The sequence below is a fragment of the Mesorhizobium sp. M8A.F.Ca.ET.181.01.1.1 genome (assembly GCF_004792025.1).
Classification (GTDB): domain Bacteria; phylum Pseudomonadota; class Alphaproteobacteria; order Rhizobiales; family Rhizobiaceae; genus Mesorhizobium.
In genome coordinates, this window is sequence record NZ_SRTV01000008.1 from 73,000 (window position 1) to 98,996 (window position 25,997).

Here is a 25,997-nt window from a genome sequence, read left to right on the forward strand (position 1 = left end):
TGAAGGCGGTTTTGAGACAACGGATCGGGAGGCTCGGTCAGAGCCCCACGACCGGCAAGGCTATCCGCGGCTATTTCGCCACCTCCCATTTCTCGACTTCGTTGTAGACGGGGTGGTTGAAGATCACGAGCGGCTGTTGCTTGAAGTGCTGGGCGAGGCCGACGATGCGGTTGTTGAAGGCGAGCGGCCGCACCTCGTTCCAAAGCCAGGCCTTGGGCAGGTCCTGGTTGAGGATGCGCGAGGCCTCCTGATAGCTCGCGGCGCGTGTGGCGCGGTCGTTTGACTCCAGACCCTTGTTGAACAGCTCATCGACCTTGGGGTTGCAGTAGCCCATGGCGAGCGGCTTGGCGCCGCAGACCACCAGGGGCGAGCCGAGCGAGGGGTCGAGCCCCATGCCTTGCGCGAAGAAGCCCATCTGGAAGCTGCCGTCGGCATAGACCTGGTTGATCGCCGCCGGATCGAGCAGGCGCGGCTGGATGTTGACGCCGACGGCGGCCAGATAACTCTGGATGGCGGTGACGGTGTCGACGTTCATCTGGTCGGAATAGTAGTAGATGAAATCGACCGGCTGGCTCGCATCCCAGCCCGCGTCGGTAAGCAACTGCTTGGCCTTGTCGGGATTGTAGTCGTAGGGTTCGAGGTCCTTGGCGCGCGCCCAATCCTGCGGGAACAGCGTGTTCAACAGTTCGCCGGCGCCCTGCTTGACGGTGTCGATGATCGCCTTGCGGTCGATGGCATAGAGCATCGCCTGGCGCACGCGCACATCGGCGAAGCGCTTGTTCTCCAGATTGAACTGAAGATAGGTCGGCAAGCCGGCGGAGAATTTCGGCAGCACCGTCAGATAGTCGAGCTTCTGCAGGCGGGGCAGTTCGGAGATCGGCACGCCGCCGCCCTCATAGGACATGGCGTCGACCTCCTGCGTCTCGAGCGCGGCGATAATCGGCGGCACGTCCTTGTAGATCTGGTAGATGATGCGGTCGAGCTTGGGCGCGCCGAGGAAATAGTCGGGATTGCGGTCGACCTCGACATACTGGTCGCTCTCATACTTCTTCCAGATAAACGGGCCGGTGCCGACTCGATTGACCCAGAACGCATTGCCCTTGACGTCGGCGGGCGCGACCTTGCCCAGGATGTGCTCGGGAAAGATGCTGATGGCGATGAGCTGCAGCTCGACCCAGAGCGGCTTGGCGCTGTCGAGCTCGATCTGCACGGTCGCGTCGTCCAACGCCTTCACCCCGGCAAGCGAGGTGGCCGAGCCATCCTGGAAGGCCTTGTATCCGGCCACGGCGGAAAGCTTCTGCGCCCAGGGCGAACCGACCTTCGGATTGGCGTAGAGATTCAGGCTGAACACCACGTCCTTGGCGGTGAAAGGCGTGCCGTCATGCCATTTGACACCATGGCGCAGGTTGAAGACATAGGTCTTGCCGCCGTCCGCCGTCTTCCAGCTCTCGGCCAGCATCGGCTGCACGCCGTCGCCCGTCCATTTGATGTGGACGAGGCCCTGCAGCACGGTCTCGTCGAGCCGATGGCCGCAGGTGGTGTGCAGCGTGCCCATCTCGATGCAGCCGGTACGCATGGCGGAGCGGAACGTGCCACCTCCTTCGGCCTTCACGGCACCCGCAGCAAGCATGAGCGCCAGCGCCGGCAAAAGGCTGATCAGAAATCGTCTCATGGAATTCTCCTCCCTTGGATTGTCTCGGCCGGTCGTGGCTGACGTCTGAGCGCGCTTTCTCGCGGTCGTTTGGTCGCGGTTGGGCGTCCGGTCGCTCATTGCAAGCAGCGACCTCCTCCTACCCTTCGGTCGCGCCAAGCCCCAGCGATCCACAACTCCTTGCCCTGTGCTCGCTTGCGGTGACTGGTCTAATAGCTTAAAAGGTACACCATGCACAATATGCCGGTTCGAAAAAAATTGTCCGACGAAGTCCGCCTCCGCCTGGAGGCGATGATCCGGGACGAGGTCTATCCGGTCGGCGCTTCGCTGCCGTCCGAGCGCGAGTTGATGTCGATGTTCGATGTCGGGCGCCCCTCGGTGCGCGAGGCGTTGTTTGCGCTGGAAAAGATGGGCCTCGTGCGCATCAACAGCGGCGAGCGGCCCAAGGTGACGCGACCGACGCCGAAGAACATGCTGGAGCAGCTGACGGGCACCGCGCATCTTTTGATGGACCAGCCGGATGGCATCGGTCATTTCGAGCAGTTGCGGCTGTTTCTCGAAGTCTCGATCGCGCGCCATGCCGCGGAGGTGGCGACACGTTCACAGATCGACGCGCTGGCGGCGGCGCTTGCCGAAAATGAACGCGCCATTTCACGCGCCCGCGCTTTCGCCCTCACCGACGTCGCCTTTCACCGCGTGCTGACCGCGATCCCCGGCAATCCGATTTTTCTCGCCGCGCACGAGGCGCTGGTGGAATGGCTGATCAACCAGCGCATCCACATGGCCAACACCGAGCTCGAAAACCGCATCAGCTTCGCCGGGCACAAAAACGTGTTCGAAGCTATCGAACGGCACGATCCCGAAGCCGCTGGCCAAGCGATGCGGGAGCATCTGGAAAACGCCCGGCGCAAGTTCAATCCGGGCCAGTCGAAACCCGACTAATAGAAAGATCGCGGCTATCTACGCCGCGTGAAACGTCGGGGCCATCTCGTCTAGAGCGATGGCCCCATCAGGATACGGCTGCCGTCGCTGAACCGGGATAGACGGAACCTGTGAAGGTTGTGTCCAGCCTCGTTGCCCTGGATCAAGTCGGACAGGACGCGGCCCATGCCGGGCCCTATGCCGAAGCCATGGCCACTCATCCCGGTCGCGATGACGAGACCCGGAACCGCTGCGGCGCGATCGACCACCGGCACGACATCCGGCATCGCATCGATCATGCCGGCCCAGCTTGCCCTGAGCGGCACCGCCTCGAATTGCGGGAAGAGCTCCTTGAACCCACGATCGATGGCGTGAAGCGCCCTGGGCTCCGGCACAGGATTGAGAACGCGCATCCGTTCGAACGGGCTTTGCTTGTCGGCATCCCATTTGCGCGGGGTAGACCAGCTGTCGGGATATGCACGAGGCGCCGCCGGCAGGTAGCGCCTACCGAAAGGGTTCGCCTTCAGGGCGGGCAGATATTTCGGTGCGTGACGCAAAGCATCCGGCCCGACATAGAGCAGGTGGCTGCCTCCCGCCGCCAGCGTGTATCCACCGTCCTTTCTACGCCGGAAGGCGATGCGTTCGTCCGCGGCGGCGCCAGCATGGATTTCCGGCATCGGCGCGGTCGCCGCGACGGTCGTGCGGACACTGAGCTGCGGGATCGAGACGCCATGCGCGCGCAGGAACAGCGACGTCCAGGCACCGCTGGCGACAAGCACATTCGACGTGGCGATGCGGCCTTTTTCGGTCCAGACCCCGCTGATACGCCCCGCGGAGATATCGAGCATGCGTGCCGCACAGTTCTCGATGATGGTGACACCCTGGCGAGCGGCCAGGCGGGCAAGGGCCGGCACGGCGACCCAGGGCTCGGCGCGCATGTCCGACGGCGTGGTCATGGCACCCTTGAAGGAGCGAGACATGGCTGGGATCAGCTTGGCGGTCTCGCCCTGGTCGAGGAGACGCGTGTCGACGCCATGGGCCTCTGCGACCTTCAGGAACTTGGCGAAATCAGCCATTTCCTTGTCGGTGCGCGCAAGATAGGTCACGCCGGTCTGCGTCAGGCCTATGTCCTCGCCGCACTCCTCGGCCAGTTGGCGCCAGAGACGCTGCGCTTCGATGACGATGGGCAGTTCGTCCGCGTCGCGGCCCTGCTGGCGGATCCAGCCCCAATTGCGCGAGGACTGCTCCGCGGCGATGCGCCCCTTCTCCAGCAAAGTCACCGGTATGTTGCGCCGGGCCAGGAACACGGCCGCGGTCACGCCGATGATGCCACCGCCGACAATGACCACATCCGACGTCTTCGGCAGCGGCGCCTGAAACTGGACCGGACTGGCCTCGGTGAAAGGGAAGATCGTCAAAGGATTATCCTTGTTCATAAGCGTGGCCCGACGCCGAATGGCTGGTCATGGTGGCGCGAAAGTCGCAAGCCAAGCACGACGTGCGTCAACGAGCACTACACGACCGGTCTCGAAAATTTGCATGCCAGCTCGATGAAATTGTTGACCACCCGTCGAGGCCGCTTCTCGTCGCCGCGGCCAGACTTCGAGAACTGCGCCGCGGCCGCCAGTACATGCCGTGGCGAAAATTGGATGGTGGTTCAGCTTTTCAGCTCTCGAAGCGCCGTCAGATCGATCTCGGTGATGTGCCAGCGGCCGAGATTCGCCGTGTAGAGTTTGTTGCCCTTGAAGGCGATGTTGGTGGGATGCGCCAGTGTGGTGGCCGCCGGGTCCTCGATCAGCACTTCGAGGCCTCGGTCCGGCCGCCAGCGATAGATGCGGCTTGGCTCGTAGCACGAGATGAACAGCGCGCCGTCAGACGCGAAGGCGAGCCCATCGGGAACATTGTGCACGCCTTCGACGACGACTTTTCGCGGCCCTGCCGTGCCGTCGGCGAGGATCGGCACATGGCTGATGCAGGGCGCGTCGCTCTCCACGACATAGAGGCCGTTGCCATCAGGCGCCATGGCCATGCCGTTGGCGAAGGACATCGCCTCCCGGCACCACAGGCCACCCTCGCCGGTCTTGAGGTCGTAGCGGAAGATGCCCGAACGACTGTCTTCGCCGACGCTGTCCGACACGTAGAGCCAGCCCCTGGCCTCATCGACGATCGGATAGTTCGGCACGCGGATGCCGGACGACGCGAAGCGCTCCATGCGACCTGTCGCGGCGTCCCGGCGGAAGATCGCGGCATGCCTGAGATCGCAGGCAAAGCAGTTGCCCGCGCTATCGAAGGCGATGCCGAGCAGAAAGCCATCCGTGCCGCCCATGCGCTCGACCGAACCGCCGTCGGAGGCCAGCCGCAGGAGGTCACCTGTCTCGGTGCCGCACCAGATCGAGCCATCCCGGTGGACCGCCACGCCCTCAGGATGCGCGACGCGCGGGCTGGTGAAGATGCCGTCGAAGAAGACGCGCGCGGCCGACATGTCGAGCAACGGCTTTGGCATGGATCAGCTCCTTGCGGTGAACGACCTCTGCTCTGCTGCTATACAGCGCTCGACCATGACGCGGTCCGCGGCGAGGATTTCCGCGATCAGCGCGCCGCGCTCCTTGGCACTGACGAATTCCAGGCGGCGCAAGCCGAGCGGATCGATGCGATTGCGCAGGACGGCGAGCGTATCGCTGGAAGGCAGCGGGACCTCGCGGCAATCGGCATCGAAGGTCACCGCAAATCCGGTGGCGTCGCGGATCTGCGGCTGCGTGGTACCAGGCATTGTCTCGATGACGATCAATTCCCGGGATATCTGGTCGAGCCGGAAGATGCAGAGGTCGGTGAAGACCAGCGCCTTGCCGGTGCGATAGCCCATCGGCTCGCGCTCGGCCGGCGTCAGCAGCCCGCGTGCGGAACTGGCGATCTCGACCCCCTCGACCAGCGACTGGGCCGAATGGCGGGGAACGTAGAGCAAATAGTCGCGATGCATGTTGGCGACATCGGCCATGCCGCCCTGCCCCGGCAGCCGGATCAGTCCGCCGCTTGGCTTGCGCAGCGCGATGGTGTTGACGCGGCCGCGCCGGTCGACCTGGGCTGCGCCGACGATCTCATGCGTCACGGCACCGGCCTGGTAGTAGGTCGAATAAGTATCGTCGCCGCCTGCATGCGCCGCCGCCGTCTCGCAATCGAGGCTTTCGATCAGCGACAGGATCATCGGGCTCGGCGCGATGTCGAGATGGCCGCAACTCATCGTCGCGATGATCATGTCCGGCGCGTGCGTTGCCTTGGCCAGCCGGTAGGCGACATTGGCGAGCGGCGAGACGGCGCCGGCACTGGCGAAGCTTTCATTGTCGAGTTCGGCCGCGATTCTTGCGGCGATGATCTCGTCGACGGATGCTTTCCTGTCGCCATGCACGAGACCAGGCATCGCGAGGACAGTCTCGGCGCTGACTTTCGCAGCCTGTTGGAGCGGCTCCGGCACGCCTTCCGGAGGCATGCGCAGATTGTCCGCCAGGGCTGCGTCCTTGGCCGCGAACGCCTTCGACAATGCCGGGTAGTCCGTGACGTAGAATGGCAGGCAGGATGCCGGATAAGCGCTGCCTGGCGCGAGCGCTATAGCCGAGACCTGATTACGGGTGAGGATGCTCTGGCGGCCGTCCTGCCGCAGCGCCCCGACCGGGACAATTTCCTCGACCGTGACCAGCACTTTGCGAGCAGCACCGGCCATGGCGAAGTCCAGGGCACGTGGCCCGATAATCTGCACATTGCCGCTTTCGTCGGCGCGCTGAGCATGGACGACGAACGTATCGAGCCGCAGCGGCGGGATAGATCCCGTATCTGTTCCGGTCACCGGGTCAGGCCTGGCGCTCGCGCCCGGCACACGCGCCAGCATGTCCGATCCCAGTGGCAGTTGGAACGGCATCGACGGCAGGTTCTGCTGCGCCGCCCGCAGCGCCTGGATCATGGCGAGTGCCGTCCAGTCGCGAACAGGGATTGCGCCGGCCTCGGCAGCCGCGCGGAACCTCGGCGGCAACCCAAATATGTCGAGACTGGAAAAACAGAGATCGATTTTCGCAACGGCATTTGCTTCGAGCAGCAGTTCAAGCGGCAAGCCGCCAGCCCAGCAGACGTAGTGCAAGTCCTTGACGCCGGAACGCGCGACAGCGCGCAGCAAGGCGATCGGCAGCCGGGCGAAATGGTGGCCGCCGACGCCAAGCGAGTCGCCATGGCCGACCATCGCGGCCAATCCCTCGATATTGGTGAAGTGCGGCCGGTTCGGTTTGACTAGGGACGTCTCAGAACTGTTCCTCACAGCGCGGATGCCTCGATACGGTAGCGGGTCACGAACGGGTTTTCGGGCGAGAATTCCAGCGCCGTCGCAATGCCGGATTGCGCGATCGGATTGTCGGCCAGGGCGGTTGCAGGGCCGAGGCCGAAGGGCGAGCAGATCGGCTCGATGCCGATGGCGACATGACGCCCATTCCAAGGGGCGGCCTTGCGGCCGCGATTGGAGTACCACAGCAGGAGGCTCGGGAAATGCGCCTTTTGCCAGGAGAGTTTTACGCGATAGCCCTCCGCGTGGTTGGCAAGCGCCGCGGTGCCGTCCAGCCCTTCGATCTGCAGCAATTCCTCGGTATCGGCGGTGAGCGGCAATCGCGAGGCGTCGGCCGTGCCGCCGGCGCGCGCGGGCACGCTGGTGAGGTCGGTGAAGGATTTGCCGCGGGCGAACAGTTCCGCGCCGGGTTCGACATCGTGTGGATAGGTGCGGCCTTCATCGAAGCTGCCGAGTTCCAGTGAGGCGGCACCGGTCTCGAACGGGAGCCGGAATACTGGATGCAGGCCGATCGGCAGGCGGCAGGCGCGGCGGACGACGATCCTGAACTCGATGTCGATGGCCGCCGCCGACGGATCGGGCGTCACTGTCCGTTCAACGCGCTCGACCGGGCTTGCCTGGGGATAGGTCAGCTCCAGCGACAACGACCCACTGCCGCTGACCCGCCAGGTCCAGTCATGGTTGGAGCCGTGGCCATGGACCTCCTCCTCCGATTCCGGCGAACCCATCACGCGCGCCCAGTTCCCGGGCCATCCCTCGGCAGGCACCGAATAACCGAAGGGCACGCAGGGCCATTCGCCGCGCAGTTTGCGCAGGATGCCTGGCAGCGCCTCCGTGCCGGGTTCGTTCGACCACGGCGCGATGTGCATCGGCGAGACCTGCCTGCCGTCTTGCAGAATGAAAGTAACCGGCGCCAGCATGGCGCCGAGCCGCTGCACGGTCAGCGCGCCGTAGGCCCAACCTAGTCCGCGATAGTCGTCGCCGCCCTTCACGGCCCGGCCTTCTTCACCTTCGCAATACTCCTCTCGGCGAACTCCCTGACGCGCCGCTGGCCGATCTCGCCGCGGTAGAGGTCGCCTAATATGTCGCGCTCCATGGCGAGACCGGCAGCCAGATCGCCCGCCACGGCATGCGCCGTCAGCCTCTTCAACCCTTCGATCGCGGCGGCGGGTTCGGCGGCGATCATTCCGGCCAGTTCCAGCGCGCGCGGCATCAACCTGTCGACGTCGACGATCTCGTTGACCAGGCCGGCAGTGACGAATTCGGACGCCGGCACGATCGCGCCGGTCATCAGCAGAAAATTGGCGCGGTTGCGGCCGAGCTTGGCGACGCTGCGCTGCGTGCCGCCGCCGCCGGGGATCAGCCCGAGCTTGATCTCCGGCAGGCCGAGCTTGGCGAACTGGTTGGCGATGACAATGTCGCAGCACAGCACCAGTTCCATGCCGCCGCCCAGCGCGAAGCCGTTGACCGCCGCGATCACCGGCTTTGCATTGTTCTCGATCGCCGCGTACATGCGCGTGCCGGCGGCCTGGAAAATGTCGAACTCCGGGCCGGTCTGCGCGGCATATTCCTTGATGTCGGCGCCGGCCATGAAGCCGCGCCCCTCGCCGGTCACCACGATCGCACCGACGCCCTCGTCGCCGGACAGCGCCTCGAAGGCTTCGGTGATCTCACCTTGCATCAGCCGGTTCATGGCGTTGAGCTGGTCGGCCCGGCGGAAAGTGACGACCGCGACGCGGCTTGATATTTCAACCGTGAGTGTCTGGTAGGCGCGCATCGTCAGGCCGCATCCACGGTCATGTCGCCGGATGCTTCCAGCGCTGCGATCTCATCCTTCGAGAGACCGAACTCGGCCAGGATCTCGCGGCCATGCTGGCCGACCAGCGGCGCGGGCCGCTCGATGGTCGCCGGCGTCTCGCTCATCTTCACCGCCGGTGCCACCACCCGCACCTTGCCGCCGCGCGGATGATCGTAGCTGGTGATCATGCCCATATGCGTGACCTGCGGATCCTCGGCCGCGCGGCGGATGTCCTTCACCTCCGCGCACCAGATGTCGGCTGCCAGCAGCCGCGCCAACAGATCCTGCGTGCCAAACTTTTTGGTCTCGGCATTGACCTTTTCGAACACCTCGTCGCGCTTGTCGAACAGGGTCTTGAGATCGTCGTAGACGGCAAGCTGTGGCGCCCGCAGCACCTCGTACAGCGTCTTGAACGGGCTCATGGCGATCGAGATGTAGCCGCCGTCGCTGGTCTCGTAGATGCCGAACGGCGCCTGCATGCCGGGATGGCCGATGCCGGAATTCGGCCGCACGAAATCCTCGCCGAGATTGAGCACGGCGACATATTCCTGGTTGAGATGCGCCAAAAGACCGGCCAGCAGATTGACCTCGATCTTCTGGCCCTTGCCGGTCTTCTCGCGATAATAGAGCGCCGACAGGATGCCATAGACCATGTTCATGGCGCCGATCTGGTCGGCGAGGCCCGCGCCGGCGGGAACCGGAGCCTGGTCGCCGCGGCCGGTGTTGGCGATCAGCCCTGCCAACCCCTGGATCAGCATGTCCTGACCGGGGCGCTCGACATAGGGTCCCTCCTCGCCATAGCCCGACCCGGAGCAGTAGATGACGCGCGGATTGACAGCCTTGAAGTCCTCATAGCCGTAGCCGAGCTTGGCCAGCACGCCGGGACGGAAATTCTGCACGACGACGTCGGCGCTCTTCGCCATCTCCATGATGATGGCATGTACCTTGCGGCTCTTCAGGTTCAGCGCGATCGAGCGCTTGTTGCGGTTCCACGCGAGGAAGTTCGGGCTCTCCGAGCCGCCAACCCATTTGGCGAAGAATGTCATGCCACGGAACATGTCGCCGGCGCCTGCGCGCTCGATCTTGATGACATCGGCGCCCATGTCGCCCAGCAGTTGCGTTGCGAACGGCCCCTGCAGCAGATGGCTGAAGTCGAGGATGCGGACGCCTTCGAGAGCCTTGTTCATGTCATGTCTCTTTGTGTTTCAAAGCAGTTCGGGAACGTAGCGCGCGGCGGCGGTCAGGCCGCCATCGACGCGCAGGTCGGTGCCGGTGGTGAAGCCGGCTGCATCGGAGGCGAGATAGACGGCGGCTTCGGCAACCTCGGACGGCTCGCCTATGCGGCCGAGCGGATGCATCTTGACCCAGGCCTTGGCGAGGTTGCCGCCGATCTCCTTGATCAGCTTGTCGTTCATCGGCGTGTTGATGGTGCCCGGCGAGATCGAATTGACGCGGATGTTCATCGGGCCGAACTCGACCGCCATCTGGCGCGTCATCGCCATCACCGCGCCCTTGGCGCCGGCATAGGCGGTCCAGCCATCCAGCCCGATATGGCCCTGGGCCGAGGCCATGTTGATGATCGAGCCTGATTTCTGCGCGATCATGTGCGGCAGCGCGTGTTTGCAGCCGCGAAACACGCTGGTCAGGTTGACCGACATCAGCCGGTGCCATTGTTCGTCGGTCATCTCATGCACCGGCATGCCGCCAATGGCGATGGCGGCATTGTTGACCAGAATGTCGAGGTGCCCGGTCTTCTTGACGGCACTGTCGATGAGCCCCGAGATATCGGCCTCCTGCGACACATCGCAATGCACATAATCGGCACGGCGGCCGGCCGCGCGCAGCGCGGCGGCGAAATCCTCGCCTGCTTTGTCGGCGATGTCACCGATGAAGACATGCGCGCCTTCGCGCGCCATCGCCTCGGCAATCGCGTGGCCTATGCCGTCGGCCGCACCGGTGATGACGGCGGTTTTTGCTTCGAGACGAGCCATGTCAGCCTCCGTTCGCGCGCCGGCGCTTCGCCTCGTCGAAGGCGACCGCGGCGATGATGATCATGCCGGTGATGACCAGCTGCCACTCGGTCGGCAGGCCAAGCCCGCGCAGGCCATTGGACAGAAACTGGAGGATCAGCACGCCGAGCGCCATGCCGGTCAGGCTGCCGATGCCGCCGGCGAGGCTGACCCCGCCGAGCACCGTTGCCGCGACGACCTGGAATTCGAAATTGAGTCCGGCCGTGTGCTGCGCCGAGCCGACGCGCGCGGCCAGGATGATGCCGGCAACCGTCGCCAGCAGCGAACTGATGATAAAGCAGATGAACTTCACCCGCCGGACATCATAGCCGGCAAGCCGCGCCACTTCCTGATTGCCGCCGACGGCATAGATCTGCCGTCCGAACGGCCGGTGCTGCATCATGTAGCCGAAGGAGGCAAGCAGGACGATCGCAATGACCGCCGAATACGGGATGATGTTGAACAGGCGGCCATCCGAGAGCGCGATGAAGCTGTCGAGGCTGGCATTGTCCGGGATCGCGCGCTGGCCGGTGTAGAGATAGACGCCGCCGCGCATGATGAACATCGTGCCCAAGGTCACGATCAGCGAGTTGATGCCGGCATAGGCGGTGAGATAGCCGTTCACCACACCGATGATCAGGCCGAACAGCAGTGCTGCGCTGACGCCGAGCAGCAGCGAGTTGGTGTCGTTCATGATGATGATCAGCGGCAACGCTATGGTCGCGAGCAACGATCCGATCGAGATATCGACCTCACCGGAGATGAAGACGATGGCGCAGCCAATGCCGGCGGTGAGCGCGAGCGAAGCCTGGCCGAGCACGTTGGTCATGTTGCGCACGGAGAAGAAATTCTCGACCGTGACGGAAAAGAAGACCAGTACCAGGATGAGGCAGACGAACAATGCCAGTTCCTGCCGGGCAAAGAGCCGCGCCAGCAGGGAGGGTTGAGCTTTTGCGGAAGCTATATTGGCAAGGCTCATGGTCTTATCCGATCGCCGCATTGAGGATCTTTTCCTGCGTGGCTTCATCGCGCGACATGATCGCGGTCAGACGGCCCTCGCACATCACGGCGATCCGGTCGGCGAGACCGAGCAGCTCCGGCATTTCCGATGTCATCATGACGACCGCCAGGCCTTCGCCGGCGAGCCGGTCGATCAGCGCGAAGATCTCCGACTTGGCGCCGACATCGATGCCGCGCGTCGGCTCGTCGACGACGATCACCTTCAGGCCTCGCATCAGCCAGCGCGAGATCAGCACCTTCTGCTGATTGCCGCCCGACAGATTCTTCACCTGCTGGAACAGGCTGGGGGTCTTGATGCGGAAGCGGTCGACATAGTCCTGCACCGCCCGGTGCTCCTTCGCCGTATCGATGAAGCCCATGCGTGCGAAGGCGCCAAGCGAGGCGAGGCTGGCATTCTGGTAGACGGGCAGCTCGCCCATCAGCCCTTCGCTCTTGCGATCCTCGGTGAGCAGGCCGATGCCGAGCCTGACACCGGTGCGCGTGTCATGTGGCGTGAGGCGCTGACCGTCGACGCTGATCGTGCCCGCGGTGATCGGATCATAGCCGACGATCGCCTTGGCGAGTTCGGTGCGGCCCGCGCCCATCAAGCCGAAGAAGCCGAGCACCTCGCCGGTGCGTGCCTCGAAAGACACCTCGTCGAGCTTCCTCGCCGTGCTGAGCTTCTCCACCGACAAGGCAACCTTGCCGCCTGCCGCGCCGCGCTGGCGCGGAAACAGATTGTCGATGCGACGTCCGATCATGTCCTGGATCAGCGTGTCGTTGCTGTGCTCGCCGATCGGTTTGGTCGAGATGTGGCGCCCGTCGCGCAGCACCGTCACCGTGTCGGCGATCTCGAACACCTCGTCGAGCTTGTGGCTGACATAGACCACCGCGATGCCGAGGCTGGCCAGACGGCGGATGACGGTGAACAGCAGCGACACCTCGTTCGGCGTCAGCGAGGACGTCGGCTCGTCCATCACCACGACGCGGGCCTCATGAGCGAGCGCGCGGGCGATTTCGACCATCTGCTGCTGGCTGACCGGCAGCGAACCCGTGCGCGCAGCCGGATCGACATTGAAACCGATACGGTTGAACAGGGCGGCTGAATCGGCGCGGATTTTCTTCCAGTCGATCGAGCCCGTCCTGCCGGTCGGGTAGCCCTCGAGGAAGATGTTCTCGGCAACCGTGAATTCGGAGATCAACGCAATCTCCTGGAAGACGACCTTGATGCCCTCTTTCAGGCTGTCGCGCGGCGACTGGATATCGACCTCGCGTCCGCGCATGCGAATGGTACCGGCATCCTTGCCGTAGACGCCGGCCATGATCTTGATCAGCGTCGACTTGCCGGCGCCGTTCTCGCCCATCAGGGCATGGATCTTGCCGGGCTTCAGGGTGAAGTCGACATTGTCGAGCGCCACGACACCCGGGAAGCGCTTGTCGATGCCGCGCAATTCCAGTGCCGGCACATCGGTATCGATGGCCGCGCCCTCGCCGGGGTGCAGAAAATCAACGGACATTGGCTCTGTTCCGGATGATGTCGAGATAGGTGGCCAGGATGATGACGACGCCCGGCACCACCATCTGCAGATCCTGGTTCCAGCCGAGGATGATGATGCCGTTGTCGATCACCTTCAGCACCAGCACGCCGAGCAAGGTGCCGAACAGCGAGCCGCGCCCGCCGAGCAGGCTGGTGCCGCCGAGGATGACGGCGGCGATGACGGTCAGTTCGAAACCACGGCCGGCGGTCGGCTGGCCAGCATTCATCAGCGACGAAAGGATCATGCCGGCAACGCCGACGCATAGGCCGGTGACGACGAAGGCAAACAGCTTGAGGCGTTCGGAACGTACGCCGGACAGGCGCACCGCCTTTTCATTGGCGCCCACCGCGTAGAGGTAGCGGCCGAGCGTGGTGAAGCGCAGCGTGACATAGGCGACCACGAAGATCAGCGCGGCCAGGATGACAGGCACAGGCACAGGCCCGACATAGCCGGCGCCGAGGTCGGTGAAGCTTGCCAGCTGATTGTGGTTCTGCACCGCCTCGCGCGTGAACAGATAGACGCCGCCCTGCAGCATCATCATCGTGCCGATGGTGGCGATCAGCGAGTTCACTCTCAGCCTGGTGACGACCAGGCCGTTGAACAGTCCGACCCCGCCGGCAAAGGCGAGCGCCGCCAGCATGCCGAGCGCCAGGCTGTGGGTGGAATTCAGCACCGCCATGCCGATGCAGCCGACGAAAGCGAGCGAGGCGCCGACCGACAGGTCGACCTCGGCGGTGATGATGAGCATGGTCATGCCCGAGGCAACGACCAGCACCAGCGCGCATTGGCGCAGGATGGCGATGATGTTGGCTTCCGAATGGAATTGCGGCGCCGCGATCGAGATGGCGATGCACAGCACAGCCAGGATGACGCCCAGCACGAGCTGGCTGCTGCCCAGCAGCTGGCCGCCGATGAAACGCTTCGGTGCGGAGGCGTGTGTAAGCTCGCTCATTTCAGTCCATTCCAGACCACTTGCCTGACACTGCCCTTCCCGCGTCAGGGAAGGGCAGCGTCATCAGGCTTATTGCTTCAGGTCGGCGGAGGTCTTCATGCACTTTGCCGGCGGCTGGAGCGCGTTGACGGCATCCCATTTGATGGTGCGGGTGGTGCCGTCATAATCATAGTACTTCTTCCAGTCGTCGCCGTTCATAGGCGCCGTCGGGCTGACGATGTGCTCGGGCACTTCCTCGTTGTTGAAGAGCTTGACCGCCGCGTCGATGGCGGTGAACCCTTCCTTTTCCGGGAACATCGCGGCCTCGATGCGGTACGATGGTTCGTTCTGCATGGCGTTGATGAAGGCGAGGCCCTCGCCGCCGGTGCCGACCGTCAACAGGCCGTCTTGCGACTTCCCTGCCGCCTTCCAGGCTTGCAGGCCGCCAAGCGAGGACGAGTCGTTGATGCCGTAGATGATGTTGATGTCGGCATTCTTGGCGAGCGCCGCCGAGGAGACTTCGAGCGCACGGTCGGGGTTGCCGCCGCCGTCGAGGTCGTGGACCATGACCGCATCAGGAATGACGGTCTTCAGCCCGTCCATGAAGCCGTGCGAGCGCAGCACCGTGGCCGACAGCAGCGGCAGGCCGACATTCATCACCTTGGCAGTGCCGCCAAGCTTTTCCTTGGCGTATTTGCCGGCTTCTACCCCGGACATGTAGCCCGTATCGTAGTCGCAGATGGCGACCATCGTGGTCATGCCCTTGACCGGGTTGCCTTCCAGCACCACCGGGACGTTGGCTGCCTTGGCCTGTCGCAACAGCGGCACCACGCCTTCCTCGTTGACCGGGGTGATGATCAGCACGTCGACACCCTTGGCGATGAAGTCTTCGGCCGCGGCGACCTGCTTGGCGATGTCGAGATTGGCGTCCTGCACCTCGACTTCGATGCCGAGTTCCTTGCCGTGAGCCTTCATGCCCTTGATGACGTTCTGATACCACTCGTGGGTGGCGTAGTTGGTGACGTAGCCGATGCGCTTGGGCATGTTCTCGGCATGCGCGGTGGCGGCGCCGAGCGCCAGCATGGCGGCTGACGCAAACAGGATTGACTTGGACCAGAGCATTTTCTTCTCCCAGATTTATCGCTTTTGTTAGTCGCTGAACGGGTAGTCCCGCCGTTCCGGGTCGGCACGTAAAGAAGAGGCGGAGTCGGACCAGCCGAGTGCCGCCGATATCTTTTCGGCGGCGGCCTGGGTACGTTCGAAAACGGCTTCGCGGCCGAACCGCGCCGCCTTTTGCGGCAGCAGCGGAACGGTGAGCGCGGCGATGACGGCACCGGTGTGGTCGCGCACCGGCATCGAGATGTTGGTGCAGCCTTCGACCGCCAGCGAGGCGCGCATCTCGTAGCCGAGCCTCGCGACCTCGTTCAGCCGCGCCTCGATTTCAGCCCGACTGCCCTGGCCTTCGCCGGCGGCCACGATGCGCTCGACGATCCGGTCGCGCTCGGCCCGGTTCGAATGGGCAAGCAGCACGGCGCCCGAACTGGTTTCGAGGATCGGGAAATGCGACCCCAGCGCCACCGAGTAACGCATCGGCAGCGGGGAATCGATCTGCAGCACCACCAGCGCGTTTTGTCCTTCGCGCACCACCAAGTGGCAGCTTTGGTCGGCATTGGCGGTCAGTTCGCGCATTGCCGGCAGTGCGCATTCGACCAGCCGGTTTACCGGCGGATGCATATGCGCCAGTTCGAACAGCTTCAGCGACAGACGGAAACGGTCCGACTGGGTGCGGAAGATGTAGCCGCGCTTCTCCAGGAGAAGCAGAATGCGGTAGATCTCGTGGATGGAGCGTCCCAAGCCGGCCGCGATCTCGGTCTGGGTCAGCGTCTCGGCACTCGAGGCCATGAACTCCAGAACGTCGAGCGCCTTGTCCACCGCCGGCACGCGATAGCCGTTGCGGCCGGCTTCGCCGTCGTCGAGTGTATCGGCAACGCTGGCGGCCATCACGCAATGCTGCCTTCCGGTTGCCTGGTTTCGCGGTAGAGGCGATTGACGAGGTCAGTAAGGTCGGCCGCCGATACCTCGCCGGCGATGGCGGCCGCCGCATGCGGCGCGCATTCGCGGAAGAAGGCGATGAAGCCCGGATGCGTCGGACGCAGATAGGACGACGTGATGGTCCGAAGCGTGGCGCTGAAGAAACCGCCTGAAAGCGCGTTGACCTCGGCGTCTTTCCAGGCGGCGAGCGATCCCGGCTGTCCGCCCGCCTTCACATAATCGCCGCGCTGGTAGTCGGGCGAACACAGGAAGAGCGCATAGTCGATCGCCGCCTGTTTGTGTTTCGACTGGGCGCTGACGCCGATGCCGGCGCCGCCGAGCAAGGCGCCGGCGGAGCCCGGCGTCGGCACGTCGGCAAAGCGCAGATATGGCCCGTCGGTTTTCGCCGCGTAATTCACATAGCCGAAGGCGAACGGCACATAGACCACGTCGTCATGCGCGATCATGTGGTCATAGCAGCGGATCGGGTTCCATTTCGACGAGTCCGGATGCGAAAGCGCCGCCAGCTCCCGCAACTGCGCGATGGCCTGCTCGACCCTTTGCCTGGCGATGAATTGCTCACCGGCCTCCTGCGGATGGCCGAGCGTCAGAAGCATGCACATGGCATCCGTCGGGACCGAGGGCAGACCGAGCCATTTGCCGTCCTTGCGCGCAAGCCGGCCGAGTTCCAGCACCTCGTCATGCGTGCGCGGCACCGGCCCGTAGCGCTCCAGCAGGTCAGGGCGATAGGACGCGACCTGGCAGGCGGCATCGATCGGCAGTGCCCATTGACGTCCGTTCCTTTCGTAGGAGCGCCAGGACCCGCCGACTGAATCGTGTTCGAAGAACCGTATTTGCTCCGCCGACAGATGCGCGTCGAACGGCACCATCAGCTCATCCTGCGCGATGTCGCCTATGAAGGGATGGTCGAACACTACCAGATCGTAAGTGCCGAGCACCGGACCGAGCGCGCCCTCGCCGAATTCATACAGGCTGCGGCGGTCCCATTCGATTTCGAGGCCGGTATTGCCAGCGCAATAGGGCGCGACGCTGGCGTCCAGCGGACCCCAGCAACGTCGATGATCCCACGCAAGACCGCGCAGCCTTGTCATTTCAGGCATTCCTCCCTGGAGCCGGGCATGACTGCCCGGCCCGCCGACTAGTAGCAGGTATTTTCACATAGACAAGTAACTTTTACATATGCAAACGGCAGTTCGCCTTCCGATGGCCTCAGGCCAGGCCGAACCGCTCGACGGCGCGCATGATGCCGCGCAGCTCGGCGAGGCCCTTCAGCCGACCGATCAGCGAGTAGCCGGGATTGATCTTTTTCTTGCCGATGTCGTCTGCGAGCAGGTGGCCATGATCCGGCCGCATCGGGATTCGCCAGTCGGCGCGGCCTTGTGCGCGGCGGCGCGCCTCTTCCTGCATCAAAGCGAGGATGACATGCGCCATGTCAGTGCCACCCTCGAGATGCTCGGCCTCATAGAACGAGCCGTCGTCCTCGATGGTGATGTTGCGCAGATGGACGAAATGGATGCGGTCGGCGAATTCCTTGACCATGGCGACGATGTCGTTGTCGGCGCGCGTGCCGTAGGAACCAGTGCAGAAGGTCAAGCCATTGGCGGGGCTGTCGACAGCGTTGAGGATGAAACGCGCATCCTCGGCCGTGGAAACGACGCGCGGCAGGCCATAGAGCGAGAATGGCGGATCGTCGGGGTGGATGCACATGCGCACCCCCGCCTCTTCAGCCGCCGGAATGATCTCGCGCAGGAACCAGGCGAGGTTGTCGCGCAGTTCCTTCGGCCCGATCGCATCGTATTCCGCCAGGGCCTCGCGGAAACTGTCCCTGTTATAGCTGCGCTCCGTTGCCGGCAGGCCGGCGATCAGGTTGCGCTCGATCTGGTCGATCTGCTCCGGCGTCAGCGCCTTCAGGCGTTGCTCGGCCTCGGCGATACGCGCCGGCGTGTAGCTTGCCGCGCCATTCTTGCGCTGCAGGACAAAGAGATCATAGGCGGCAAAGTCGATGGCGTCGAAACGCAAGGCGTAGCCCGTCGTCGGCAGCCGGTAGGCCAGATCGGTACGGGTCCAGTCGACCACCGGCATGAAATTGTAGCAGATCGTCGCGATGCCGGCCTTGGCGAGCGCGCGGATGCTGTCGCGATAATAGCCGGCATAGCGCTCGCGCTCCGGCGCGCCGATCTTGAACGAATTGTGGACCGGGATGCTCTCGACAACCGACCAGGTCAGCCCAGCGGCCTCGATGATGCGCTTGCGCTCGAGCACATCGGCCTCGGGCCAGGCCCTGCCGTCATAAATCTGGTGGAGCGCCGAAACCACGCCGGTGGCGCCAGCCTGTTTGACATGCTCGAGCGTCACCGGATCATCGGGACCGTACCAGCGCCAACACTGTTCCATGAAGTCTCCTCACTGTTTGGCGGCGACCATATTGTTGGACCACCATCCTGTCAACAGAACCTTTATTGCCGCTCAAGGTTGATTTTTGATCGACAGAACTCTAATCTGGTCCAACAAATCGCAAGGAACTAGCTGTTGGAACAGGCGAGCCGCGAGCCGATGGAAGCGTCTGAAGAAGCAGGAATCAGCAGTTCGGCCGTCGACCAGACGGTGCGGCAGATCCTCGACCTCATTCGCAATCGGGCCTTGTCCGTCGGCGACGTCCTGCCTACGGAACGGGAGCTCGGCGAATTGTTCGGCGCCAGCCGCAACACGATTCGCGAGGCGCTGCGCACCATCCGCACCTATGGCCTGATCGACCCCAAGCCGCGTGTCGGCGCGGTGCTGGCCGACAGGCAGAGCGTCGCGATCCAGAATTTCTTTGCCGCGCAAATGGACATATCGAAGACGTCCTTTCACGACATACAGGGATTTCGCCGCATCATCGAGGTGAGCGTCGGCGATCACATCATCCTCAATGCCGGCATCGCCGAACTCGACGCCCTGGACGAGGTCAATGGCCTGATCGAAACCGCCAGGGATGTGCAGGAGGCGGCGCAGCGCGATTTCGATTTCCACCTGGCGCTGATGAAGCTCGCCGGCAACCGCATGCTGGTGCAGACCTACCAGTTCCTGTCGCCGGTCATCCTCCACATCATGACCGTCGGCAAATCCATCCGGCCGGTGCTGAGCGAAACACGCCACGCCCATGGCGAGATCATCGCGGCGCTGCGTGCGCGCGACCGCATCGCCTATAGCTACCTGATGAGCCGGCACCTCGACTTCGGCCTGCGCTTCGTTCCCGACGATCTCGAAAACGCCCGAACCGCGCCGGTGACCCCGTCGCCAGACAGAACACTTCCCAAGGATTTGCCCCATGCTTGATTTCGAGAACAAGGTTGCGCTGATCACCGGCACGACCGGCATCGCGCTGGCCACCGCCAGGCGCCTGGCCCAAGGTGGTGCCTCGATCGTCGCTTGCGGCATCGACAGGGCAGCCAACGCCGCCATGCAGGAAAGCCTCGCCAAGGCCGGGGCGAGCGCTTTGGTGCAAACCGTAGACGTCTCCGTTGCCGACGAGGTGCGCGAGGCGGTCGCGGCCGGCGTCGCGAAATTCGGCGGCATCGATGTCATCGTCAATTCGGCGGCGGTGCATCCCTATGGAACGGCAACGACGACCGACTGGGAAACCTGGAACCGGGCGATGACGGTCAATGTCGGCTCGATCTACCTGACCGCGCATTTCGGCATCCCGGAAATGGTCAAGCGCGGCGGCGGTGCCATCGTCAACGTCGCCTCGGTGCAGGGCTTTGCCTGCCAGCAGAATGTCGCCGCCTACGCCACGACCAAGGGCGCCATCCACACGCTGACGCGGTCGCTGGCGCTCGATTACGCCGCATCGGGCATAAGGGTGAATTCGGTCAGCCCGGGTTCGATCCGAACACCGATCCTGGAGAAAGCCGCGCGCGGCAACAATGGCAGCGATGCCGACGTCGAAGAGGCCTACAGGCGCTTTGGCGCCGCCCATCCGCTCGGCCGCATCGGCGAGCCCGAGGAAGTGGCGGAGCTTATCGCGTTCCTGTGCTCGTCGAAGGCCGGATTCTGCACCGGCGCCGATTACAGAATAGATGGCGGGCTGACCGCCGGCATTGGCGTGAAGTAGCACCATGAAGATCGGTCTTGGCCTTTACCGGGAGTCGCTCACGCCGGATAATTTCCGCTTTGCCCGACAGGCAGGCGCGACCCACATCGTTGCCCACCTCACCAACTATTTTCGCGGCCGCGACCCTTCGCTGTCCGCCGGCAGCGAGAAAGAAGGCTGGGGCGACTGCTCCGCTGACGAACTCTGGAATTACGAGGATTTCGCCGGCCTGGTGAAGACCGTGCGCGACAATGGTCTGGAAATAGCCGCGATCGAGAATTTCTCGCCTCGCTTCTGGTCCGACATCCTGCTCGGTGGTCCCGACAGGGCAAAGCAGATCGAGGGGCTGAAGCGCCTTATCCGCGACGCCGGGCGCGCCGGCATTCCCTGCATCGGCTATAATTTCTCGATTGCCGGGGTCTGGGGCTGGTCGCGTGGACCTTTCGCGCGCGGCGAGGCGATGTCGGTCGGGCTCGATCTCTCCGCCATCGATGCCGATCTGCCGCTGCCAGACGGCGTCGTCTGGAACATGCGTTACCGTGCGGGAAGGCCGGATGCGGAACCCGTGCGCGTCAGCAGCGAGGAACTTTGGCAGCGGCTGGACGTGTTCCTGCGCGAGATCGTGCCCGTGGCCGAAGAGGCCGGCGTCGTGATGGCGGCGCATCCCGACGATCCGCCGGCCGAGGTGCTGCGTGGTGCGGCGCGGCTGGTCAACCGGCCGGAGAAATACGACCGGCTGATGGACATCGTCGATTCGCCGTCCAATGGGCTGGAGCTGTGCCTCGGCTCGCTGCAGGAAATGCCTGGCGCGGACGATATCTACGACCATGTAAGGCGCTTCGCCCGACGCGGCCGCATCGGCTACATCCACTTCCGCAACGTACGCGGCAAGGTGCCCAGATATCACGAGACCTTCGTCGACGACGGCGACATCGACATGGCCGAGATCGTCCGCATCCTGCGCGACGAAAACTATGGAGGCGTGATGATCCCCGACCATACGCCGGAAATGTCCTGCGACGCGCCCTGGCATGCCGGAAAGGCCTTTGCGCTGGGTTATATGCGCGCGCTGGTGCAGAACGCCGCGGCTCTCGGACCTTCCCGCACCAGCCAATCCACTGACGCTCGGAGACAAGCCTGATGGCCGGATCTATTCGCCTCCATGGTGACGACGCCGAAATGTATCGCCTGTTCGAGGCCGAACTCTTCGTCGCCGTGGTTGGCGACGTGATGGACACGATCGGGCTGCAGCACCAGTTCCTGCCGCCCGTGTTCAAGCCCGTCGACGACAAGACACGGCTGCTCGGGCGGGCCATGCCGGTGCTTGAGACAGACATCTTCCTGTCCAATGGACCGACGCACAATCCGCTGATGACCAAGCCGTTCGGGCTGATGTTCGAGGCGCTGGACGACCTGAAGCCCGGCGAGATCTACGTCGCCAGCGGCGCCTCGCCCCGCTACGCCCTATGGGGCGAGCTGATGTCGACCCGCGCCAAAATCCTCGGCGCGCATGGCGCCCTGGTCGACGGCTTCGCCCGCGACACGGACGGCATCAAGGCATTGGGATTTCCCTGCTTCTGCACCGGCTACTACGCACAGGATCAAGGCGTGCGTGGTAAGGTCATCGACTACCGGTGCACGCTCGAAATCGGCGGCGTGCGGATCGAGCCGGGGACGCTGCTGTTCGGCGACAAGGAAGGCGTTATCGTCATCCCGCGTCAGGCCGAGGAAGAAGTGGTGCGGCTGGCCTTGGAGAAAGTGCGTGGCGAAAAGCTCGTCGCCAAGGCGATCCGCGAAGGCATGAGCGCGGTGGAAGCCTACAGGACTTTCGGCATCATGTGATCGATCCCAAAGGCTCAGGTCCTATCAGCCATGGGTGGTGGCATTAACGCATCCAGTTCGGAACATTCTTTTTTGGTCGAAGTTCTCCCCTTTGAAGGGACGAACTCTCCGAAGGAGATTTCCTATGAAACATGTTCTCATGACCAGCATGCTTGCGATTGGGCTCGGCTGCGGGGCGGCGATGGCTCAGACACAGCCCGCCGAAAGCCAATCAGGAGCGGACACAAACTGCGCTTCCGGCACGACCAACTGCCAAAACGGCTCGAAGATGAAGGACCAGGCACAGGGTGCCAAGGCCCAGACTGATCAGCAGGCTCAGGGCAAGGCCAAGATGAAGACGGACGAGCAAGCCCAGGGCAAGGCCAAGGTCCAGACCGATCAGCAGGCTCAGGGCAAGGCAGGCACCAAGACGGACGAGCAGGCCCAGGGCAAGGCAGGCGCCACCACCGACCAGCAGGCCCAGGGCAAGGCCAAGATGCAGACGGAACAACAGGCCCAGGGCAAGGCCGGCACCACGACGGACCAGCAGGCCCAGGGCAAGGCCAAGGTCCAGACCGATCAACAGGCTCAGGGCAAGGCCTCCACGCAGGACAAGACTTCGACCGCGTCCATCAGCAATGTAACGGTCGAACAGAAGACCCAGATCACCCAGGTGTTCAGGGAAACCAAGGTCGAGCCGGTCGCCAGCGTCAATTTCGACGTCTCCGTCGGCATCGAAGTTCCGCGGCACAAGATCAGGCTGCATCGTTTGCCGGCTCGCATCGTCAAGATCGTTCCGGCCTACGAAGCCTACGAGTATTTCGTTCTCGCCGACGGCCGGATCGTCATCGTCGATCCGGATACATACAAGATCGTGCTGATCCTGACCTAGGAGCAATTCCAGGAAAATTTACAGTACGACATTGCTCACCCCGTTCCGCCGCACGCGGGTCGGGTTGAGCACTCATGGCGAGATGGATGCGGACAGCTTTCCCGTGCAACCTCAGTGCAGCTCAGGGATTCCGAGGCCGCAATGTTCGCAAGGTAATCGAGTAGCGGCGTTCGGCAAGCGGAGGAATGCTGTGCTCCCATTCTGTTCGCGAAGGGCCCGTCATGAGGTAGGCCGATCTCGGCTCGACGGTGACGGTCCGGCGCTCCCATCCGGACCCGTTCTCGCGCCGAAGGCGGAAATCGCAGGGCGCCAGCAGCGAGACGCCCGCGACGTCCTCGAAATGAGGCTTGTCGCGGTGCCAGCCGATGCCGGCTCCGGGCCGGTATTCATTGATCAGAACCTGCGCGAAGGCTTCGGTGGGCCGACGCGCAAAGGCCGCGACCTTTTCGCGCAGGGGCAGCAGAAAGTCAGGGATCGGCGGCGCCTCGACGACCTCGCGCCGGTCATAATCGTAGCGAAGGCCAAAACCGACGACACGCCGGTTCGCCAGATGGCCGTGGAAGTCGAAGGCCTTGAAGGGCAGTCCTTCAAGCTGTCGGACAAGTTCGATTTGCTCTTGCGGCGTGATGAGCCCGGGCTGGTAGACGAAGCCCTCCGGCAAAACATCCTGAGCGGCACTGAAGAGATCGTACTGGGCCACACGGCCGGCTGTTTTCGGTTTGAGCGACGACATCGTGCCTAGATGGTGAAGGCCGGACCGCAGGGCAAGACGGGAACCGCGCTTGCTTGCCTCGGACACATCTCAAAACCGGCGCAACGGAACACCGGAGCGGCGTGAAAGTTTAGGAAACGGCGGCTCCGTCGGAGGCCGCCGGACTTGTTCCAGCCTTGGAGTGCCGGATGCCGCGCGTTGAAACCGGGGCCTGCTTTTGCGGGGCGATTGCCGCCGCCATGGACGGTGAGCCTTTCTGGATATGCTACGATCACGATGACGATTGCCGACGGGCGATCGGCAGTCCGCTCACCATCTGGGTCGGATATCGGCCGAGTCAGTTCCGCCTTTTGAAGGGAACGCCAAAGGCTTTCTCCAGAACGCCGGGCGTAGCCCGCACTTTCTGTCCCGACTGCGGGAGCTCCATAGGCTATAGCGACGAAGGCCTGCCGGACGAGTTGTATCTGACAATCGGGTTCTTCGACAGACCCGAAGGGCTGCGGCCACATGCCCATGCCTATTGGGACCTGAGGCTGCCTTGGGTCAACATTGCCGACAAGCTGCCGCGCATCGATCGATATTCGAGGACACGCGACGAGAAATTCGGCAATCCACGCGACAGGTAGCACCTTCGGGCGGTACGGAACCGGACCATGCCTGGCGGGTTAATCGGAGGAGCCGTCAGGTGCCACCATGCCGTCGACCGTCATTCGAAGCACGCAATACGATCCCGCGACCAGGATCCTCTCGGTCTGGTTCGTGCCGCACGGCAACCGCTATGACTATGAGGAAGTCGCCCCGGCGATCTATGCGGCGCTCATGAGGGCTTCCTCGAAAGGCCGCTTCTTCAATAAATTCATCAAGGATCGCTACAGCTACCGTCGCGTGGCGTGATACCCCGCCAGCGACCCGTCACGCCTTCTTGTTATGCCCGGCGGTCACCTCATCCGGCGCCGGCTCCCAACCAAAGACACTGCGGCCGCCAAGCAGATGCGACTGGTCGAATTCGCCGGCGACAATTTCCTTGAGGCTAGGACCGGTGACGTATCGCTCGACCTGCCGCGACTGATCGTCGAGCCGCCTCAATGCGCCGATTTCCTCTTCGCGGCCAAGCCTGGCCTTTTGCACGGCGGACTTCAGCACACCGATCGTCTCGTCATAGACCTTGAGCGGAACAGGGAACGGATGCCTGTCCTTGCCGCCATGCGCCAGCGAAAACCGGCCAGGGTCCGAAAACCGGCACGGCGCGCCATGCACCACTTCGGCAACCAGCGCCAATGCGCGCACCGTGCGGGCGCCGACGCCGGGAACCAGGAGAAGCTCGGCGAAATCGGCGGGACCCCGCTCGGCGGCGGCGGCCATGTTGCCGTGAAGGCGATGCATCACGACATCGCTTTCGCGGACGTCATGGTGAGCCGGCATGATCAGATGCGGCAGCAATGGCTGCGCCGGAGCCGGTGCGGCACCGGGTTCCAAGGCGGCGAACTCCCGAATGATGCGGTCAGGCCCGAGATCCTGGAGCAGGTCCAGCTGTCCCTGGCGCGAGGCCTCGGCGCGCCGGTCGGTCAGGTTGACGATCTCGCCCTGGTTGGCGCCTTCAATTGCGGCATGCGGCTGGTCGACGAAACTCTTCAAACCCTCGGACAGCCAATGATAGCGGCGCGCCACCTTGCTGTCGCCGTTCATGCCTTGCTGCACCACCACCCAGTCGCCGTCGTCGGTGACGATGAAGCCATGCAAATAGAGATCGAAACCGTCCTGGACGGCGGCGCTATCCACCTTGGCGACCAGCCGGCTGGCGGTTGCCAGGCGCGCGCCGTCGAAGCCGATACGCTCGCCGATGGCGGCTAGTTCATGCGGGGTTTTGCGCGAATGTGCGCCACGGCCGCCGCAGACATGAATGCCAAGCTCGCCCGACAGCGGCGTGAGACCGCGTTTCAAGGCGCCGACGACGCTGGTCGTGATGCCGGACGAGTGCCAGTCCATGCCCATGACGGCGCCGAAGGACTGGAACCAGAACGGATGCGCCAGCCGCCGCAGCAATTCATTGCGGCCATAGTGATGGATGATCGCCTCGGACATGACGGCGCCGAGACGCGTCATGCGATCGCCCAGCCATTTCGGCACACGTCCGCCGTGAAGGGGAAGATCAGCACTGCCCGATCGTTGCGCCACGTCCTTGCCTGCTCCGGTGCCCGCGAATCTCAGACAAATAGGTATCCCGGAGCGCACACGGAAGCACTGAATGGTCGCACCCGGCCCGGTCGCGAACGCAAA

General features: G+C 63.8%; 25 protein-coding genes. 8 read left to right on the forward strand and 17 right to left on the reverse strand.

Going from position 1 to position 25,997, the window contains the following annotated elements; translation table 11 throughout:
* Nucleotides 1-70: 70 nt before the first annotated feature.
* Nucleotides 71-1,672, reverse strand: coding sequence for an ABC transporter substrate-binding protein (locus tag EN824_RS25495; protein WP_167531256.1), 1,602 nt, complete (start codon nucleotides 1,670-1,672; stop codon nucleotides 71-73).
* Nucleotides 1,673-1,891: 219 nt separating this feature from the next.
* On the opposite strand from EN824_RS25495, the gene nanR reads away from it, so the two are divergent.
* A complete protein-coding gene (gene nanR / locus EN824_RS25500; protein WP_272483020.1) occupies nucleotides 1,892-2,593 on the forward strand; it encodes a transcriptional regulator NanR in 702 nt (233 codons plus the stop codon).
* Between the two features lie 50 nt (nucleotides 2,594-2,643).
* On the opposite strand, the gene EN824_RS25505 is transcribed toward nanR, so the two are convergent.
* The 14 genes from EN824_RS25505 to uxuA all read right to left on the reverse strand — a co-directional run bounded on the left by EN824_RS25505 (nucleotide 2,644) and on the right by uxuA (nucleotide 18,614).
* Complete coding sequence (locus EN824_RS25505) at nucleotides 2,644-3,990, reverse strand: FAD-binding oxidoreductase (protein ID WP_135932835.1); 1,347 nt, start codon at nucleotides 3,988-3,990, stop codon at nucleotides 2,644-2,646.
* A 239-nt stretch (nucleotides 3,991-4,229) separates the two neighbouring features.
* Entirely contained in the window at nucleotides 4,230-5,075 is an 846-nt protein-coding gene (locus tag EN824_RS25510) for an SMP-30/gluconolactonase/LRE family protein (protein WP_135932836.1), read from the reverse strand.
* Between the two features lie 3 nt (nucleotides 5,076-5,078).
* Entirely contained in the window at nucleotides 5,079-6,872 is a 1,794-nt protein-coding gene (locus EN824_RS25515; protein WP_245521011.1) for a CoA-transferase, read from the reverse strand.
* Entirely contained in the window at nucleotides 6,869-7,885 is a 1,017-nt protein-coding gene (locus tag EN824_RS25520; RefSeq protein WP_135932837.1) for a hypothetical protein, read from the reverse strand. Before EN824_RS25520 ends, EN824_RS25515 begins: the two co-directional genes overlap by 4 nt.
* Nucleotides 7,882-8,670, reverse strand: coding sequence for an enoyl-CoA hydratase/isomerase family protein (locus tag EN824_RS25525; protein ID WP_135861837.1), 789 nt, complete (start codon nucleotides 8,668-8,670; stop codon nucleotides 7,882-7,884). Before EN824_RS25525 ends, EN824_RS25520 begins: the two co-directional genes overlap by 4 nt.
* Before the next feature lie 2 nt (nucleotides 8,671-8,672).
* Nucleotides 8,673-9,878 carry a CaiB/BaiF CoA-transferase family protein gene (locus EN824_RS25530; RefSeq protein ID WP_135861840.1) on the reverse strand — a complete coding sequence of 402 codons (1,206 nt, stop codon included), beginning with the start codon at nucleotides 9,876-9,878 and terminating at the stop codon, nucleotides 8,673-8,675.
* Nucleotides 9,879-9,896: 18 nt separating this feature from the next.
* On the reverse strand, nucleotides 9,897-10,682 hold the full coding sequence (locus tag EN824_RS25535) for an SDR family oxidoreductase (RefSeq protein WP_135861842.1): 786 nt from the start codon (nucleotides 10,680-10,682) through the stop codon (nucleotides 9,897-9,899).
* A gap of 1 nt (nucleotide 10,683) precedes the next feature.
* Nucleotides 10,684-11,679 carry an ABC transporter permease gene (locus EN824_RS25540; RefSeq protein WP_135932838.1) on the reverse strand — a complete coding sequence of 332 codons (996 nt, stop codon included), beginning with the start codon at nucleotides 11,677-11,679 and terminating at the stop codon, nucleotides 10,684-10,686.
* A gap of 4 nt (nucleotides 11,680-11,683) precedes the next feature.
* Nucleotides 11,684-13,216 (reverse strand): sugar ABC transporter ATP-binding protein, encoded by a 1,533-nt coding sequence (locus tag EN824_RS25545; RefSeq protein ID WP_135861847.1) that lies wholly within the window; start codon nucleotides 13,214-13,216, stop codon nucleotides 11,684-11,686.
* Nucleotides 13,206-14,189 (reverse strand): ABC transporter permease, encoded by a 984-nt coding sequence (locus EN824_RS25550; RefSeq protein WP_135861849.1) that lies wholly within the window; start codon nucleotides 14,187-14,189, stop codon nucleotides 13,206-13,208. The genes EN824_RS25545 and EN824_RS25550 overlap by 11 nt, the downstream gene beginning before the upstream one ends.
* Nucleotides 14,190-14,258: 69 nt before the next feature.
* Entirely contained in the window at nucleotides 14,259-15,290 is a 1,032-nt protein-coding gene (locus EN824_RS25555) for a sugar ABC transporter substrate-binding protein (protein WP_127278950.1), read from the reverse strand.
* 27 nt (nucleotides 15,291-15,317) lie between these two features.
* Nucleotides 15,318-16,169: an IclR family transcriptional regulator gene (locus tag EN824_RS25560; RefSeq protein WP_127278949.1), complete on the reverse strand. Its 852-nt coding sequence runs from the start codon at nucleotides 16,167-16,169 to the stop codon at nucleotides 15,318-15,320.
* Nucleotides 16,169-17,311, reverse strand: coding sequence for an extracellular solute-binding protein (locus EN824_RS25565; protein WP_135861851.1), 1,143 nt, complete (start codon nucleotides 17,309-17,311; stop codon nucleotides 16,169-16,171). Before EN824_RS25565 ends, EN824_RS25560 begins: the two co-directional genes overlap by 1 nt.
* A 118-nt stretch (nucleotides 17,312-17,429) precedes the next feature.
* Nucleotides 17,430-18,614: a mannonate dehydratase gene (uxuA, locus tag EN824_RS25570; protein ID WP_135861853.1), complete on the reverse strand. Its 1,185-nt coding sequence runs from the start codon at nucleotides 18,612-18,614 to the stop codon at nucleotides 17,430-17,432.
* 135 nt (nucleotides 18,615-18,749) lie between these two features.
* Here uxuA and EN824_RS25575 point away from each other — a divergent pair, with 135 nt between their 5' ends.
* The 5 genes from EN824_RS25575 to EN824_RS25595 all read left to right on the forward strand — a co-directional run bounded on the left by EN824_RS25575 (nucleotide 18,750) and on the right by EN824_RS25595 (nucleotide 23,008).
* Complete coding sequence (locus EN824_RS25575) at nucleotides 18,750-19,538, forward strand: FCD domain-containing protein (protein WP_245511974.1); 789 nt, start codon at nucleotides 18,750-18,752, stop codon at nucleotides 19,536-19,538.
* On the forward strand, nucleotides 19,531-20,316 hold the full coding sequence (locus EN824_RS25580) for an SDR family oxidoreductase (RefSeq protein ID WP_135861855.1): 786 nt from the start codon (nucleotides 19,531-19,533) through the stop codon (nucleotides 20,314-20,316). Before EN824_RS25575 ends, EN824_RS25580 begins: the two co-directional genes overlap by 8 nt.
* 4 nt (nucleotides 20,317-20,320) lie before the next feature.
* Nucleotides 20,321-21,436, forward strand: a complete 1,116-nt coding sequence (locus tag EN824_RS25585) for a mannonate dehydratase (RefSeq protein ID WP_135932839.1) — start codon at nucleotides 20,321-20,323, stop codon at nucleotides 21,434-21,436.
* Entirely contained in the window at nucleotides 21,436-22,137 is a 702-nt protein-coding gene (locus EN824_RS25590; RefSeq protein ID WP_245521012.1) for an RraA family protein, read from the forward strand. The genes EN824_RS25585 and EN824_RS25590 overlap by 1 nt, the downstream gene beginning before the upstream one ends.
* Before the next feature lie 124 nt (nucleotides 22,138-22,261).
* Complete coding sequence (locus EN824_RS25595) at nucleotides 22,262-23,008, forward strand: DUF1236 domain-containing protein (protein ID WP_135932840.1); 747 nt, start codon at nucleotides 22,262-22,264, stop codon at nucleotides 23,006-23,008.
* 121 nt (nucleotides 23,009-23,129) lie between these two features.
* Here EN824_RS25595 and EN824_RS25600 read toward each other — a convergent pair whose 3' ends face one another.
* Nucleotides 23,130-23,741 (reverse strand): alpha-ketoglutarate-dependent dioxygenase AlkB, encoded by a 612-nt coding sequence (locus tag EN824_RS25600; RefSeq protein WP_135932841.1) that lies wholly within the window; start codon nucleotides 23,739-23,741, stop codon nucleotides 23,130-23,132.
* 167 nt (nucleotides 23,742-23,908) lie between these two features.
* Here EN824_RS25600 and EN824_RS25605 point away from each other — a divergent pair, with 167 nt between their 5' ends.
* Together EN824_RS25605 and EN824_RS25610 are read left to right on the forward strand one after the other, a co-directional pair.
* Nucleotides 23,909-24,346 carry a GFA family protein gene (locus EN824_RS25605; RefSeq protein WP_135932842.1) on the forward strand — a complete coding sequence of 146 codons (438 nt, stop codon included), beginning with the start codon at nucleotides 23,909-23,911 and terminating at the stop codon, nucleotides 24,344-24,346.
* A gap of 67 nt (nucleotides 24,347-24,413) precedes the next feature.
* A complete protein-coding gene (locus tag EN824_RS25610) occupies nucleotides 24,414-24,614 on the forward strand; it encodes a KTSC domain-containing protein (protein WP_135932843.1) in 201 nt (66 codons plus the stop codon).
* Between the two features lie 18 nt (nucleotides 24,615-24,632).
* On the opposite strand, the gene EN824_RS25615 is transcribed toward EN824_RS25610, so the two are convergent.
* Nucleotides 24,633-25,895, reverse strand: a complete 1,263-nt coding sequence (locus EN824_RS25615) for a DUF763 domain-containing protein (protein WP_135932844.1) — start codon at nucleotides 25,893-25,895, stop codon at nucleotides 24,633-24,635.
* Nucleotides 25,896-25,997: the final 102 nt, after the last annotated feature.

Bases quoted from the DNA above. Each gene is read 5' to 3' on its own strand.
- EN824_RS25495 (WP_167531256.1), bottom strand. From the start codon at position 1,672: ATGAGACGATTTCTGATCAGCCTTTTGCCGGCGCTGGCGCTCATGCTT.
- nanR (WP_272483020.1), top strand. From the start codon at position 1,892: ATGCCGGTTCGAAAAAAATTGTCCGACGAAGTCCGCCTCCGCCTGGAG.
- EN824_RS25510 (WP_135932836.1), bottom strand. From the start codon at position 5,075: ATGCCAAAGCCGTTGCTCGACATGTCGGCCGCGCGCGTCTTCTTCGAC.
- EN824_RS25525 (WP_135861837.1), bottom strand. From the start codon at position 8,670: ATGCGCGCCTACCAGACACTCACGGTTGAAATATCAAGCCGCGTCGCG.
- EN824_RS25530 (WP_135861840.1), bottom strand. From the start codon at position 9,878: ATGAACAAGGCTCTCGAAGGCGTCCGCATCCTCGACTTCAGCCATCTG.
- EN824_RS25535 (WP_135861842.1), bottom strand. From the start codon at position 10,682: ATGGCTCGTCTCGAAGCAAAAACCGCCGTCATCACCGGTGCGGCCGAC.
- EN824_RS25540 (WP_135932838.1), bottom strand. From the start codon at position 11,679: ATGAGCCTTGCCAATATAGCTTCCGCAAAAGCTCAACCCTCCCTGCTG.
- EN824_RS25545 (WP_135861847.1), bottom strand. From the start codon at position 13,216: ATGTCCGTTGATTTTCTGCACCCCGGCGAGGGCGCGGCCATCGATACC.
- EN824_RS25550 (WP_135861849.1), bottom strand. From the start codon at position 14,189: ATGAGCGAGCTTACACACGCCTCCGCACCGAAGCGTTTCATCGGCGGC.
- EN824_RS25555 (WP_127278950.1), bottom strand. From the start codon at position 15,290: ATGCTCTGGTCCAAGTCAATCCTGTTTGCGTCAGCCGCCATGCTGGCG.
- EN824_RS25560 (WP_127278949.1), bottom strand. From the start codon at position 16,169: ATGGCCGCCAGCGTTGCCGATACACTCGACGACGGCGAAGCCGGCCGC.
- EN824_RS25565 (WP_135861851.1), bottom strand. From the start codon at position 17,311: ATGACAAGGCTGCGCGGTCTTGCGTGGGATCATCGACGTTGCTGGGGT.
- uxuA (WP_135861853.1), bottom strand. From the start codon at position 18,614: ATGGAACAGTGTTGGCGCTGGTACGGTCCCGATGATCCGGTGACGCTC.
- EN824_RS25580 (WP_135861855.1), top strand. From the start codon at position 19,531: ATGCTTGATTTCGAGAACAAGGTTGCGCTGATCACCGGCACGACCGGC.
- EN824_RS25585 (WP_135932839.1), top strand. From the start codon at position 20,321: ATGAAGATCGGTCTTGGCCTTTACCGGGAGTCGCTCACGCCGGATAAT.
- EN824_RS25590 (WP_245521012.1), top strand. From the start codon at position 21,436: ATGGCCGGATCTATTCGCCTCCATGGTGACGACGCCGAAATGTATCGC.
- EN824_RS25595 (WP_135932840.1), top strand. From the start codon at position 22,262: ATGAAACATGTTCTCATGACCAGCATGCTTGCGATTGGGCTCGGCTGC.
- EN824_RS25600 (WP_135932841.1), bottom strand. From the start codon at position 23,741: ATGTCGTCGCTCAAACCGAAAACAGCCGGCCGTGTGGCCCAGTACGAT.
- EN824_RS25605 (WP_135932842.1), top strand. From the start codon at position 23,909: ATGCCGCGCGTTGAAACCGGGGCCTGCTTTTGCGGGGCGATTGCCGCC.
- EN824_RS25610 (WP_135932843.1), top strand. From the start codon at position 24,414: ATGCCGTCGACCGTCATTCGAAGCACGCAATACGATCCCGCGACCAGG.